The organism is Ruegeria sp. AG1 (assembly GCF_056541705.1).
Map to the genome: position 1 here is coordinate 208,452 of NZ_JBQFYU010000001.1, position 13,529 is coordinate 221,980.

General features: G+C 59.2%; 12 protein-coding genes and 1 tRNA gene. 5 read left to right on the forward strand and 8 right to left on the reverse strand.

Annotated features, from left to right (window positions below; genetic code table 11):
- Positions 1-15 precede the first annotated feature (15 nt).
- Positions 16-582: a tetratricopeptide repeat protein gene (locus ACR0B5_RS01000; protein ID WP_170374785.1), complete on the forward strand. Its 567-nt coding sequence runs from the start codon at positions 16-18 to the stop codon at positions 580-582.
- 89 nt (positions 583-671) lie between these two features.
- Positions 672-745 (forward strand) — tRNA-Gly (locus tag ACR0B5_RS01005).
- 67 nt (positions 746-812) lie between these two features.
- Here the strand turns inward: ACR0B5_RS01005 and ACR0B5_RS01010 are convergent.
- Entirely contained in the window at positions 813-977 is a 165-nt protein-coding gene (locus ACR0B5_RS01010) for a hypothetical protein (RefSeq protein WP_480537810.1), read from the reverse strand.
- On the opposite strand from ACR0B5_RS01010, the gene ACR0B5_RS01015 reads away from it, so the two are divergent.
- From ACR0B5_RS01015 to ACR0B5_RS01025, 3 genes are all read left to right on the forward strand, one after another.
- Complete coding sequence (locus ACR0B5_RS01015) at positions 976-2,688, forward strand: ABC transporter transmembrane domain-containing protein (protein ID WP_480537812.1); 1,713 nt, start codon at positions 976-978, stop codon at positions 2,686-2,688. The genes ACR0B5_RS01010 and ACR0B5_RS01015 overlap by 2 nt on opposite strands.
- A gap of 160 nt (positions 2,689-2,848) precedes the next feature.
- Positions 2,849-4,738, forward strand: coding sequence for an acyl-CoA synthetase (locus ACR0B5_RS01020; RefSeq protein ID WP_170468173.1), 1,890 nt, complete (start codon positions 2,849-2,851; stop codon positions 4,736-4,738).
- A gap of 12 nt (positions 4,739-4,750) precedes the next feature.
- Positions 4,751-5,674 (forward strand): alpha/beta hydrolase, encoded by a 924-nt coding sequence (locus ACR0B5_RS01025; RefSeq protein WP_480537814.1) that lies wholly within the window; start codon positions 4,751-4,753, stop codon positions 5,672-5,674.
- An 85-nt stretch (positions 5,675-5,759) separates the two neighbouring features.
- Here the strand turns inward: ACR0B5_RS01025 and ACR0B5_RS01030 are convergent, their stop codons facing one another.
- The 7 genes from ACR0B5_RS01030 to dtd form a co-directional block, all read right to left on the reverse strand.
- Positions 5,760-6,596, reverse strand: coding sequence for an alkaline phosphatase family protein (locus tag ACR0B5_RS01030; RefSeq protein WP_170637354.1), 837 nt, complete (start codon positions 6,594-6,596; stop codon positions 5,760-5,762).
- A gap of 142 nt (positions 6,597-6,738) precedes the next feature.
- A complete protein-coding gene (locus tag ACR0B5_RS01035; RefSeq protein ID WP_170662132.1) occupies positions 6,739-8,379 on the reverse strand; it encodes an ABC transporter ATP-binding protein in 1,641 nt (546 codons plus the stop codon).
- Positions 8,376-9,191, reverse strand: coding sequence for an ABC transporter permease (locus ACR0B5_RS01040; protein WP_170375341.1), 816 nt, complete (start codon positions 9,189-9,191; stop codon positions 8,376-8,378). The genes ACR0B5_RS01035 and ACR0B5_RS01040 overlap by 4 nt, the downstream gene beginning before the upstream one ends.
- Positions 9,191-10,147 carry an ABC transporter permease gene (locus tag ACR0B5_RS01045; protein WP_170643095.1) on the reverse strand — a complete coding sequence of 319 codons (957 nt, stop codon included), beginning with the start codon at positions 10,145-10,147 and terminating at the stop codon, positions 9,191-9,193. Before ACR0B5_RS01045 ends, ACR0B5_RS01040 begins: the two co-directional genes overlap by 1 nt.
- Before the next feature lie 15 nt (positions 10,148-10,162).
- Complete coding sequence (locus tag ACR0B5_RS01050) at positions 10,163-11,749, reverse strand: ABC transporter substrate-binding protein (protein WP_170468167.1); 1,587 nt, start codon at positions 11,747-11,749, stop codon at positions 10,163-10,165.
- Positions 11,750-11,980: 231 nt separating this feature from the next.
- Positions 11,981-13,084 carry a DUF4147 domain-containing protein gene (locus tag ACR0B5_RS01055; protein WP_480537817.1) on the reverse strand — a complete coding sequence of 368 codons (1,104 nt, stop codon included), beginning with the start codon at positions 13,082-13,084 and terminating at the stop codon, positions 11,981-11,983.
- Entirely contained in the window at positions 13,084-13,521 is a 438-nt protein-coding gene (gene dtd, locus ACR0B5_RS01060; RefSeq protein WP_480537819.1) for a D-aminoacyl-tRNA deacylase, read from the reverse strand. The genes ACR0B5_RS01055 and dtd overlap by 1 nt, the downstream gene beginning before the upstream one ends.
- Positions 13,522-13,529 lie beyond the last annotated feature (8 nt).

A 13,529-nucleotide genomic window follows, 5' to 3' on the forward strand; every position in this document is an offset into this window, starting at 1 on the left:
CGTCACACTTGGTCTATGATCCGCACGTTCATAGCACCTGTCTTTGCCCTTTGGCTCACAACTCCCGCTTTTGCGCAATCCTGCCCGTCCGCGCCGGACCATTCGGCAGGGATGGGCGCGCTGATTGCACAAATTCAGCAGGCCGAGTCGCAGTCCGAAGCGCGTGGGATCTCCAACCAGATGTGGGAGTTATGGACCGATGCCCCCGATCTGCGCGCTCAGACGCTGTTGGATCGTGGCATGGCGCGGCGCGAGGCATCGGATCTTCTGGGCGCTTTGCAGGAGCTGGACGCGCTGGTGGTCTACTGCCCGGACTATGCCGAAGGGTACAACCAACGTGCTTTCGTCAATTTCCTGCGGCAAGACTTTCCTTCGGCCTTGGTTGATCTGGATCGGGCACTGGAGCTTTCCCCTAATCACATCGCGGCCATGAGCGGTCGCGCCCTGACGTTGCTGGGTCTGCGGCGGTTGGATGAGGCCCGTTCTGCCCTGACTGCGGCCCTTGAGCTGAACCCATGGCTGTCCGAGCGGGCCTTGCTGGAACCGGGCGGCGCGCTGGAGCCGCCGGGCGAGGATATCTGACAGACCCGCCGCCCCAAGGAAATGCACGCCCGGCGTGATTTCGGTTCTTGACGCCCCCAGATGCTTGGATTACTCAACCCAAGCGCTGAGCGGGTATAGCTTAATGGTAAAGCCCCTGCCTTCCAAGCAGGCTATGTCGGTTCGATTCCGTCTACCCGCTCCAACTCAGCCCTACATCTCTGCGTCAAATAGCCCGGTCCTCTGTGCATTTTGTGCACGGCTTCTTGACCCTACGGGCCAGTATCGCCAAGAAACAGCAACTCCGCATTGAACACATAAGGGCCGTACATGGCGAGACAGACAGCCAGCACGACGACCGCATCCGCGCCGGGCGCCAGCGAAGAAAGAGCAGGCTCGAAAAAGCTGGGCGTCTTGGCATCGCTTTGGCCGTTCATGAAGTCGTATCGCCTGTTGATGCTAGGAGCGACACTGGCGCTGGTCCTGACGGCTGGTATGACGCTGACCTTGCCCTTGGCCGTGCGTCGCGTGGTGGACAACTTCCGCATTCAGGACGGAGAGCTGCTGGACTGGTATTTCCTGGCCGCGCTGGGTATCGCCGGTATTCTCGCCGTGGGCACCGGCATCCGCTACGCGCTTGTCACCCGTCTGGGGGAACGCGTGGTCGCCGATATTCGAAAGGCCGTCTTTGACCGCGTCATCGGTATGAGCCCCGAGTTCTACGAACGCATCATGACCGGAGAGGTCCTGAGCCGGATCACCACCGACACGACGCTGATTCAATCGGTGATCGGGTCATCTGTCTCGATTGCCCTGCGCAACCTGCTGATGTTTGTCGGAGGGTTGGTGTTGATGCTGTTAACCTCGGCCAAGCTGACAGCGCTGGTTCTGCTGCTGATCCCCGTTGTTGTGGTGCCAATTCTGGTGCTGGGCCGCAGGCTCCGAGCCATCAGCCGCGAGAATCAGGACTGGATCGCGGCCTCTTCAGGCAACGCGGGAGAAGCGCTGGGGGCGGTACAGACCGTGCAGGCCTTCACCCACGAACGCGCAAGCCGCCAGCAATTCGGCGACATGACTGAGACCTCGTATGTCGTTTCGCTACGCCGCATCCAGACGCGGGCCGTTCTGACGGTCATCGTAATCTTTCTGGTCTTCTCAGGCATCGTTGGAGTGCTGTGGATGGGGGCCAACGACGTGCGCAACGGGGTAATGACCGAAGGGGTTCTGATCCAGTTCGTCATCTACTCGGTCATCATGGCAGGCTCTGTTGCTGCCCTGTCCGAGATCTGGAGCGAGCTTCAGCGTGCTGCAGGGGCCACTGAACGGTTGGTTGAGCTGTTGAATGCCGAAGACACGGTGATCGACCCGTCCCAAGCAAAACCGTTGCCGCAACCGGTGCGCGGAGAGATCAAGTTCGAAGAGGTCACCTTCCGCTATCCTGCGCGGCCCGATGTGGTGGCGCTGGACGAGCTCAGCCTGCAGGTCAATCCCGGCGAGACGGTTGCCTTCGTTGGCCCCTCGGGCGCGGGAAAAACAACGGTGGTTCAGTTGCTCCAGCGGTTTTACGACCCGAACTCGGGGCGCGTGATGCTGGATGGCATGGATCTGCAAAACCTGAACCGGGCAGATTTCCGCCAGCATATGGCGCTGGTCCCGCAGGATCCGGTGATTTTTGCCGCCTCGGCCCGTGACAATATCCGCTTTGGTCGTCTGGATGCCTCAGACGCCGAGGTCGAGGCCGCCGCGCGTGCTGCTGCCGCGCATGACTTCATCGCGGCACTGCCCGAAGGCTATGACAGTTTCGTTGGCGAACGGGGAGTGATGCTGTCCGGCGGGCAGAAACAGCGGATCGCTATTGCACGCGCCATTTTGCGGGATGCGCCTGTTCTGTTGCTGGACGAGGCGACCTCGGCGCTGGATGCGGAAAGCGAACGGGCTGTACAGGGCGCGGTGGATCAGATGCGCGCCGGACGCACGACCCTGATCGTGGCGCACCGGCTGGCTACCGTGAAAAAGGCAGATCGCATTGTGGTGCTGGAGGCCGGTCGCATCGTCGCCCAAGGCACGCATGACGATCTGGTGGCGCAAGGAGGTCTTTACGCCCGCTTGGCCCGTCTTCAGTTCACTGACGGTGTCGCTGCGGAATAAAGTGACGCTCCGGCAATCGCCGTTTCGCCGTAGCGTCATTCTACATTTTCAACTTTTCCCTCGCTAAGCCCTTGCTTGCGCCGCCAAGGTTGTGATCCCATCTGAGGTAAGATCACTCCGCGTGTGGCGCGCGGGAGAATAAAACACGGGGAGGAGCCACATGGCCTTTGTTGGCAAGGAAGACAAAGCGCGTATTGAACAGGAAATGGCATGGGAGGACCGCGACCTGCCGGTGACGTTCCACCAGCTGCTATCGCGCACGGCAGAGAAATTTCCAAACCACAACGCGGTCAGTTTTCAGCTGTTTTCAGGTCCGAATGACAAGGCCGAGACGCTGACATGGTCCAACCTTCTGGGGCAGGTCAATCAGGCGGCCAATCTGTTTCGCTCGCTCGGGATCGGCGAAAACGACGTGGTGGCCTATATCCTGCCCAATTGTAACGAGACGCTGGTGACCCTGATGGGCGGTGCCGTGGCCGGTATCGTAAACCCGATCAACCCGCTGCTCGAGCCGGAACAGATCGCCGCCATTCTGCGCGAGACGGGTGCCAAGGTTGTCGTCACGCTCAAGTCCTTCCCGAAAACGGATGTGGCGCAGAAGGTAGAAGAGGCCGTGCGCCATGCGCCCAAGGTCAACACCGTTCTCGAGATTGACCTGAACCGCTATCTGACGCCGCCGAAGTCCTGGATCGTTCCCTTCCTGCGGCCGAAAATGGGCGACAAGGCAAAGCTCGCGCATGCGGACTATAAGAACTTCAATCAGGAATTGGCCAAACAGCCCACGACCCTGACCTTCGCAGACAGCACCGAGGACCGGGTGGCCTGTTACTTCCACACAGGCGGCACGACCGGCATGCCAAAGGTGGCGCAGCACAAATATTCGGGCCTGATCTACAATGGCTGGCTGGGCAATACGCTGTTGTTCGACGAAAACGACGTCATCATGTGCCCGCTGCCTATGTTCCACGTCTTTGCCGTGCATGTGATCTGGATGGCGGCCGTGTCCTCGGGCGCGCATGTGATCTTCCCGACACCTCAGGGATATCGCGGCGATGGCGTGTTCGACAATTTCTGGAAGCTGATCGAACGGTGGAAGGTCAGTTTCATCATCACCGTGCCCACCGCGATCTCGGCCAAGATGCAACGACCCGTGGATGCTGATATTTCCTCGGTGAAAACGGCGTTCTCCGGCTCAGCCCCGCTGCCGGTGGAACTGTTCCGGCGGTTCGAAGAGGCAACAGGCGTGACTATCGTCGAAGGCTATGGCCTGACCGAGGCCACCTGCCTTGTCTCGTGCAACCCGGTGGATGGTGAGAAAAAGATCGGCTCGATCGGGATTCCCTTCCCCTACACAGATGTCAAAATCCTGCAGGACAGTCCGGACGGGCCAAAGGAATGCGCGGTGGATGAGATTGGCGAAATCTGCGTTTCGAACCCCGGTGTCTTTGCGGGCAATACCTATACCGAAACCGACAAGAACGAGAACCTGTACCACTACGACAAGTATCTGCGCACAGGCGATCTAGGCCGTTTTGACGAGGACGGGTACCTCTGGATCACCGGACGTGCCAAGGACCTGATCATTCGTGGCGGACACAATATTGACCCTGCCGAGATCGAAGAGGCCCTGCTGGGGCATGAGGCCGTGGCCTTCGCAGGTGCCATTGGTCAGCCCGACGCCCATTCCGGTGAGGTGCCTTGCGCATTCGTAGAACTGGTGGAGGGAGCTTCGGTGACCGAAGAGGCGTTGATGGAGTTCTGTAAGGTCCATGTTCATGAACGCGCGGCTCAGCCCAAGCACATGACAATTCTGACCGAATTGCCCAAGACTGCCGTTGGTAAGGTGTTCAAACCTGATCTGCGCAAGCACGCGATCACCCGGATCTACAATGGCGCGCTTGAGCAAGCTGGCGTTGATGCCCGTGTCGTCTCGGTCATCGACGACAAGAAGCGTGGCCTTGTCGCACAGCTTGACGCGAACGGCACATCCGAGGACGATGTCAGCAAAGTGCTGGGCGCGTATACCCGGCCGTGGGAGTGGGCAGCCTAACCGGGAGGGAACATGGATTATGAACGTCTGATTGATGAGGAAACTTGGGCGTTCATAAGACGCACGGCTGAAAGCTATCCTGACGATGCGGTGGATCTGTCAATCGAAGACCAGCGCAAAGTCTATGACACGATGTGTCAGGACTTTCGCCAGCCGCGACCCGAAGGGGTGGAAGTGCAGGACCTATCTGCCAATGGCGTGCCGGTCCGCCTTTATACCGAAGGGCAACCGACACGAACCGTCGTCTATTTCCATGGCGGCGGTTTCGTCGTTGGCGGGCTGGATAGCCACGATGATGTCTGCGCCGAGATTTGCGCCCAGACCGGATACCGGATTGTCGCCGTCGACTACCGCCTGTGCCCCGAACACGTACATCCGGCCCAGTTTCAGGATTGTTGGACTGCCGTAAACTGGGCGGCGGAAGAGTTTGGCGACCCGATGATCTTGGCTGGTGACAGCGCAGGGGGCAATTTGGCCGCAGCTGTCGCTCACCACGCGCGAGGTCGGCTAGGGGACATCTTGGGGCAGGTCCTGATCTACCCAGGGCTGGGCGGTGATACATCCATAGGCTCGTATATCGAACACGCTCATGCCCCGTTGCTGACGCTTGAGGATGTTAAGTTCTACGAAACCGTCAGATGCGGAGGGCCAGCCCCGAGCGGTGATCCAAGTTTTGCCCCGCTTCAGGATACCGATTTCTCGAGCTTGCCACCGACCGTTGTCATCACCGCCGATTGCGACCCCCTCAGGGATGATGGATCAGATTATTGCGCTGCGATCCAATCCGCCGGAGGACGGGCAGAATGGATCAACGAACTCGGCCTCGTCCATGGCTATCTGCGCGCCCGAATCTCGGTCAAGCGCGCCGCAGATAGTTTCGAACGGATTTCCATCGCCATTGAGGCGCTAGGGCAGGGGATCTGGTCCTACGACTAATCCATCTGGGTTCCAGATTAGAACAGGAATGCCCTGCCAAGTTCAGGACATTCCTGCCGCCGTATGTGGCAGCGAAGTGCTTTGATCAGCTCAGGAAGGGCTTGGCCTTCATCGTGTCCGCAAGCGGCGCGCCCATTCGGGTCAGGATGGTGGGGGCAAGCTGTAGCTGGTCGATCACGGTATCGGCCTCTGGGCCTTCTGCGTCGCCAAAGTAGTAGAGCGCGGTTTCCTGTTGCAACGGGCTGCGCCCGCCGTGGTGACCGCGTTCGTCCTGCCCGTGATCGGCGGTGACGATGACCTCATAGCCCAGTTTGCGCCAGTTCGGGATGAAGGGTGCCAGCATCTCATCCATCACGAAGCAGGCGTGGTCCATTTCCTCGCAATCGTGGAAGAAGCGATGACCCATGCTGTCCAAGGTGCAGGTGTGCAGGATGCCGTAGTCCAACCCATGGCGCAGGCACAGGTTCGTCAGGGTGGCAAATAGATCGACGTCGCAGGGCGTCATCTGGTTGGCCTTGCCATAGCCGGTCATGCTGTGAAACCGGCCATGGTTGATGGTCTTACTCTCCGGCTCGTCATATTCCACGTCGCGCACATAGTCGAACGGATGACGGTTGAAGAACTGCGACCAATAGCTGTGGGTGACGGCTCCGGTCACGCCTCCGGCCTCGCGGACCTGGCTGAACACGTCCTTATGGCTCAGGCGGAAGACATTGCCGTTGCCGGTACAGCCATGTTCCTGCGGGGTCACGCCCGTGTGGATCGAGGCATAGCAACTGGCCGAGGTCGATGGCAGGACCGAGCGGAGCTTCCATACGCGGGCCTCACCACTATCGACCCAGCCTTCGAGGTTGCCGAACAACCGGCGGAAGTTGCGCCACGGGACGCCGTCCAGAATGATGAGGAGGAGTTTGCGGTCCATGATCCGACCCTTTTCGAGAGTGTTTCCGGCGACCCTAAAAGATTCTTTGCGCTCGGGCTGCCTATTCACGCCCCGAATAGCAAAATCCCGACACCTGTTTTTGACACGTGCCGGGATTTCATAGCGTTGGTTGGGGCAAGGATCAGTTCCCTGCCGCCTCCATCTTGCGGTTGGCAACGACTTTTTCCAGCCAGCCAAGCTCCATCTCGGGGACCGAGCTGAGCAGCAAGTCGGTGTAGTCGTCGAACGGCGGGCTAAGCACCTGAGACTTCGAGCCATAACGCGCGACGCGACCTTGATACATCACCGCGATGCTGTCGCTGATCGCGCGGACCGTCGCCAGATCGTGGGTGATGAACAGGTAGGCCACATCCTCGATCTTCTGCAGGTCCAGCAGCAGCTTTAGGATGCCGTCTGCCACAAGTGGATCAAGGGCCGAGGTGACCTCATCACAGATGATCATCTTAGGCTTGGCCGCCAGTGACCGCGCGATGCAGACACGTTGTTTCTGACCACCAGACAGTTCTGCCGGGTAGCGATCGATAAACTTTTCACCCAGTTCGATCTCATCCAGCAGCTCGACAACGCGTTTGCGTTTCTCGGCCCCGCGCATGTTGAAGTAGAACTCCAACGGGCGGCCGATGATCGTGCCGACGGTCTGACGCGGGTTCATCGCTGTGTCTGCCATCTGATAGATCATCTGCAGCTCACGCAGGTCTTCGCGTGTGCGCCCCTTCAGATCCGAGCTCAGTTTGCGCCCGTTGAAGGTGATCTCACCCTCACGTGCGGGCAGCAGGCCGGTGATGACACGCGCCAACGTGGACTTGCCCGACCCGGATTCGCCCACGACCGCCAAAGTCTGCCCCGGATGAAGCTCTACGTTGACGTTGTGCAGAACATCGAAGTTCAGACCCTTGTAGCGTGCGGTAATACCGTCGACCTGAAGAACCGGCTCCGCAGTCGGCTTTTTCTCTTCATGTTCGATAGACCGGACCGAGACCAGAGCCTTGGTATAGTCTTCCTGCGGGTTGTTGATGATCTGATCGGTATTGCCGTACTCGACAGTGTCGCCCATCCGCAGAACCATGATGTCGTCGCTGACCTGCGCCACAACCGCAAGGTCGTGGGTGATATACAGCGCAGCAACGCCGGTATCTGCAATGGCTTCCTTGATGGCCATCAGAACGTCGATCTGGGTGGTCACATCCAAGGCCGTGGTGGGTTCGTCGAATACCACCAGATCAGGTTCCGGACACAGGGCCAGCGCGGTCATGCAGCGTTGCAGCTGACCACCGGAAACCTGGTGCGGGTAGCGACTGCCGATATTGTCCGGATCTGGCAGGCCCAGCTTGGCGAAAAGTTCACGCGCACGGGCCTCGGCCTGTTTGCGAGTGAATTTCTTCTGCTCGACCGCGGCTTCGACGACCTGATCCATGATCCTTTTGGCAGGGTTGAACGACGCGGCAGCGGATTGGGACACATAGGTGACCTCACCCCCACGCAGCTTGCGGATATCCCCATGAGATGTTTTGAGGATATCGCGCCCGTTCACCCAGACCTCGCCGCCGGTGATCTTCACGCCACCTCGGCCATAGGCCATCGAAGCCAGGCCGATGGTGGATTTACCGGCGCCGGATTCACCGATCAGCCCCAGCACCTTGCCGCGCTCGAGGTCAAAGCTGACCCCGTGCACGATTTCGATGTCATGGGGCTTTTCGCCCGGCGGATAGACGGTCGCGCCGATTTTGAGGTCGCGGACCTTGAGAAGGATATCGTCGCTCATCCCCGGCCTCCTTTCAGCGATGTGGTGCGGTTCAGAACCCAGTCAGCCACAAGGTTGACCGAGATGGCCAGCGTCGCGATAGCCACGGCGGGCCACAGGGCAGCACCGATGCCATAGACGATACCGTCTTTGTTTTCCTTCACAATGCCGCCCCAGTCCGCCAGCGGCGGCTGCACGCCCAGGCCCAGGAAGGACAGCGTCGAGATAAACAGAACCATGAAGATGAACCGCAGACCGAACTCGGCCACCAGCGGTGACAGAGCGTTGGGCAGGATTTCCCGAAAGATAACCCATGCGCGCCCTTCGCCGCGCAGTTTTGCGGCTTCGACGTAATCCATCACGTTGATGTCCACCGCGACCGAGCGCGACAGTCGGTAGGGACGGGTTGCGTCCAGCAGGCCCATCACAAGGATCAGGATCGGAACGGTCACCGGAACGATTGCCAGAATAACCAGCGCGAGGATCAGGGTCGGGATCGACATGATCAGGTCAACGGTCCGGCTGAGTGCCTGATCCGCCCATCCGCCCAGAACAGCGGCCAGCAAACCCAGAGACGTACCGGTCAGAAAGCTGAGCAACGTGGCTGCGGCGGCGATGAAGATCGTCGTGCGCCCGCCGTAGATCATGCGGGTCAGTAGGTCCCGCCCGATATTGTCCGTACCCAGCAGATGTTCGGCGCTGGCAGGCTCCCACACATCGCCGACAACTTCTGCCATTCCATAGGGCGCAATCAGGGGGGCCGCGATGGCCACAAAGAAATAGGCGCCAGTGAACAAGAGGCCAATCAGTGCCGAAAGAGGAATGTTCTTTATCATTTCGGATGCCTCAGTCTTGGGTTGGCAAGGATCGACACGATATCGGCAACCATGTTCAAGCCGATATAGACGGCCGCGAATACGACACCACAGGCCAACACAACAGGCACGTCACGTTTGGTCACCGCATCCACCAGATATTGCCCCATGCCGGGATAGACGAATACAACCTCGACCACGACAACGCCGACAACCAGATAGGCTAGGTTCAGCATTACAACGTTTACGATCGGGGAAATCGCGTTGGGGAAGGCGTGGCGTGCAATGACCTGAAAGGTGCTCAGGCCCTTTAGCTCGGCAGTTTCGATATAGGCCGATTGCATGAGGTTCAGAATGGCCGCGCGGGTCATGCGCATCATTTGCGCCAGAACCACCAATGTCAGAACGAAAGCCGGTAGGGCGATTGCATTCAGCTTCTGCCCGAAGGTCATGGAATCGTTGATCATCGCCAGGGATGAGAACCAGCCCAGTTTAACTGAGATAAAGTAGATCACCACGTAACCGATCAGAAACTCGGGAATTGAAACTGTCGTGAGCGTGATCGCCGAGATCAGCTTGTCGGGCCAGCGATTGCGGAACCGAACGGCCAGAAGGCCCAGGAAAATCGCCAGCGGAACGGAAACGATCGCAGCAACGCAAGCAAGGAACAACGTATTGCCGAGGCGTTTTCCGATGCTCTCGGAGATATCAAGTTTGTTGGTGAGGGATTGCCCCAGATCGCCTTGCGCGATGCCACCCAACCACTCGAAATAGCGGGTTAGGGCAGGGCGGTTCAGGCCCATCTCTTCTCGTAGGTTGGCAAGGGCCTCGGGGGTTGCGGACTGCCCCAGGACGGCTTGCGCGGCGTCTCCGGGAAGGGCTTCGGTCAGGCCAAAAATCAGAGCCGAAGCGCCGAGCAGCAATAGGATTCCCAGCGCAAGGCGCTGGGAAACCAGTTTGATGATAGGATGCATTATCCGTTGCCCGAGTTACACGAACCACATCTTGCGCGAGATGTTGCCGTTCATCATCTCTTGCGTCGGATCAGATTCCCAACCGTCCAGCTGGTTGCTGATGCCTTCGACAAAGTCGTTGAACATCGGGCAAATCAGGCCGCCTTCGTTGCGGACCATCTGGCCCATCTGGCTGTAGATACCCTTGCGTTTCTCGGGATCCAGTTCGGCGCGCGCTGCGAACAGCATGTCGTCGAAGGCCTGAACCTTGAAGCGCGTGTCGTTCCAGTCTGCGCTCGACAGATACGCGGTCGAATACATCTGGTCCTGGACGGGACGACCACCCCAGTACGAGGCACAGAACGGCTGAACGTTCCACACTTCCGACCAGTAGCCATCATTGGGTTCGCGTTTGATTTCCAGCGGAATACCTGCCTGAGCTGCGGTTTGCTGGAACAGCGCCGCCGCATCCACAGCACCTGGGAAGGCGCCATCTGCAACACGCAGAATGATCGGCGATCCATCGTGGCCAGATTTCTTGTAGTGCTCGGCTGCTTTTTCAACGCTGAACTCGCGCTGTTCGATGGTCTCATCAAACAGTGGGTAGGCCGCGTTGATCGGCATGTCATTCCCGATCGAGCCATAGCCACGCAGAACTTTGTCTACCAGATCCGCGCGGTTGATGGCGTATTTCAGAGCCGTGCGCAGTTCGTTGTTGTCGAACGGAGCCGTGTCACAATGCATGATGAACACATAGTGGCCACGACCGGCGGTCGAATGAACAGTCAGGTTTGGTGCGCGGCCCAGCAGGTCGGCAACTTTGGGCTCAACGCGGTTCACTGCGTGAACCTGACCCGATTGCAGCGCGGCTGTCCGGGCGGTTGCGTCGTTGATGACAACCACTTCGACGCTGTCGAAGTTGCCGAAATCGCTGTTCCAGTGGTTTTCGTTCTTGGTGAACAGGTGGCGGACGCCGGGTTCATCAACTTCCAGCTTGTAGGGACCAGTGCCGATACCGGCTGCCGGGTTCTCCATACCACCGTCAGGCTGAATGATCAGGTGATAGTCGGCCATCAGATAGGGAAGGTCGGCGTTGGGCTCGGACAGGGTGACCTGGAAGTTGTCGCCATCGGCCTTCATCGACTCGATGCCTTTCATGATGCCCAATGCGCCGGACTTGGAGTCTTCGTTCGAATGGCGCTGCATGGTTTTCAGCACGTCTTCGCTGGTCATAGTCTTGCCGTTGTGGAACTCGACCCCCTGACGCAGCTTGAAGGTCCAGACCTTCGCGTCTGCACTGCCTTCGACGCTTTCGGCAAGGCGTGGTTCGATCGTGCCGTCGGGTGCAACTTCGACCAGTTGGTCGCCAAACTGTTTGCCGTTCTGGAACGGGACCGAGCTTGCATAGGTTGCCGGGTCCAGCGAGTTGGTCGATTCGCCGCCCTGCAGGCCGAATTTCAGATCGCCACCTTTTTTCGGGCCGGCTGCACGGGCCGCGTCGGCAAACATCGTGCTGGCCATGGCTGCCGAAACGCCAAGAGCGGCGGCTTTGCCCATGAACTCGCGACGGGTCAGTTTGCCTGCCGTCACCTGTTTGGACATGTGAGTGAGTTGTTCGTTCATTCAGAAGCTCCCAGTTGGTTGTGTTCGCCCGTTTTCGGGCTTTTTATTGACGCGTGAGTCAACGTTGACGCATTTCAGCGGGTCGGGCAAGTGGAATTCCGTGTCGCAAATGTGCCTTGCCTGACAATACCGTGTTTATCAAAGCCGTCATAGCGCCGTGTCTTCGCGTCCTCCGCTATGACGAAAATGATCTATTGGTTGCCTTGGTCGGTATCGGGAGAATACGTCATTCTAGTCCCGAATTGCGACAATCAGGTCCATGACATTGGTTCCTGTCGGCCCGGTCACCAGCAAAGCGCCTGCGTTTTCCAGGAAGGCCCCACTATCGGCGGCAGCCAGCGCCTCGTCCGCGCCTTTGGCCCAAGTGGCGCCAGAAACAACCCCGCCTGCTGCGTTGGTTGGGCCATCCGTTCCGTCGGTTCCTCCGACCACGACCGTGATATCTTCAAGGCCGGAAATCTCGTGCGCCAGTGCCAGTGCCAGTGCCTGATTGCGCCCACCCTGTCCGGGGTTTGGGGGCAGCACAACAGTCGGCTCGCCGCCGAAAACCATGACGCCTGATCCCATCTGCCTTAGCTTCTCACCGATTGCGGTGGCGACGGCCTGATAATCGTCATGCAAGGCCTCTTCATTGGCCAGCACCGACAGACCCGCATCCTCGGCCGCTTCGGCCGCTGCCGCACGGGCATGGGCGTTCGAGGCAATGATCTGCGCTTCGGCCTCATAAGAGACTTGTTCAGGCAGCGCACCGATGCCCGAGCCGATAACGTTCAGATCATCCCCTGGCACGTCCGAGATCGCCAGAACCGTGACCTTCCGGCCTTTGAGCCGGGACAGCAATCCTCCGCCTTTGACCTGCGAAATCTTGCGTCGTTCCGCATTCATCGCCCCGATATCAAGCCCTTCGGAGAGCAGCTTTTTGTTCAACGCCTCTAGATCCTCAAGCGTTTTGCCACCTATCAAATCTTCGGCCAGCGAGGACGCGCCGCCCGACACCAACAGCAGCAGGTGCGCCTCAGACGGCATAGCCTCAACCGCATGGCGTAGCGCCCTGCCACCTGCCAAGCTGCGGCCGTCCGGGACAGGATGAGAGGCCTCGATTACCTCGACGCCGTCGGGCAAGTCGCGCCCGTGATCGTCCTTGGTGACCACCAGCGTTGGGATGTCTCCGAAATGATCCAATGCCGCTCGGGCCATCGCCGCAGCGGGTTTGCCAACGGCCAATATCCGATCCGGTTTTGCAACATCGGAGAGTGCTTTTCGGGTCGCCGTGTATCCGTCTACCGCCGCGACTCCGGCTTGCCAGAGTGCGATTGCCTGTTCAGCGCGGGTCATCAATTCTCCATCCAGATTGTCACTGGCCCATCATTGACCAGCTCAACGGCCATGTCGGCCCCAAATTGCCCTGTCTCAACCGCGATTCCGCACGCGGCGAGGTTCTTGGCAAAACTTTCAAAAAGGTGTTTTCCGATATCCGGCGCAGCAGCCTGCGAGAACCCGGGCCGGTTACCGCTGGCCGTATCCGCAGCAAGGGTGAACTGGCTGACAACCAGAGCCGAGCCGCCAATGTCCACAACAGACCGGTTCATTTTGCCGGCGGCATCCTTGAAGATTCGCAGCTTGGAGATTTTCGCAGCAAGTTTCGACGCGTTCTCTTCGCTGTCGCCCTGCATCGCGCATACGAGAATCATCAGGCCCGGTCCCGATTGACCGACAACAGCGCCATCCACCGAGACTGACGCCCTAGAGATACGTTGTAAGACTGCGCGCATCGCTCTCC

Coding starts and splice junctions, on each gene's coding strand:
- ACR0B5_RS01015 (WP_480537812.1), top strand. CDS start 976: ATGAAGTCGTATCGCCTGTTGATGCTAGGAGCGACACTGGCGCTGGTC.
- ACR0B5_RS01010 (WP_480537810.1), bottom strand. CDS start 977: ATGAACGGCCAAAGCGATGCCAAGACGCCCAGCTTTTTCGAGCCTGCT.
- ACR0B5_RS01045 (WP_170643095.1), bottom strand. CDS start 10,147: ATGCATCCTATCATCAAACTGGTTTCCCAGCGCCTTGCGCTGGGAATC.
- ACR0B5_RS01030 (WP_170637354.1), bottom strand. CDS start 6,596: ATGGACCGCAAACTCCTCCTCATCATTCTGGACGGCGTCCCGTGGCGC.
- ACR0B5_RS01000 (WP_170374785.1), top strand. CDS start 16: ATGATCCGCACGTTCATAGCACCTGTCTTTGCCCTTTGGCTCACAACT.
- dtd (WP_480537819.1), bottom strand. CDS start 13,521: ATGCGCGCAGTCTTACAACGTATCTCTAGGGCGTCAGTCTCGGTGGAT.
- ACR0B5_RS01055 (WP_480537817.1), bottom strand. CDS start 13,084: ATGACCCGCGCTGAACAGGCAATCGCACTCTGGCAAGCCGGAGTCGCG.
- ACR0B5_RS01050 (WP_170468167.1), bottom strand. CDS start 11,749: ATGAACGAACAACTCACTCACATGTCCAAACAGGTGACGGCAGGCAAA.
- ACR0B5_RS01025 (WP_480537814.1), top strand. CDS start 4,751: ATGGATTATGAACGTCTGATTGATGAGGAAACTTGGGCGTTCATAAGA.
- ACR0B5_RS01035 (WP_170662132.1), bottom strand. CDS start 8,379: ATGAGCGACGATATCCTTCTCAAGGTCCGCGACCTCAAAATCGGCGCG.
- ACR0B5_RS01020 (WP_170468173.1), top strand. CDS start 2,849: ATGGCCTTTGTTGGCAAGGAAGACAAAGCGCGTATTGAACAGGAAATG.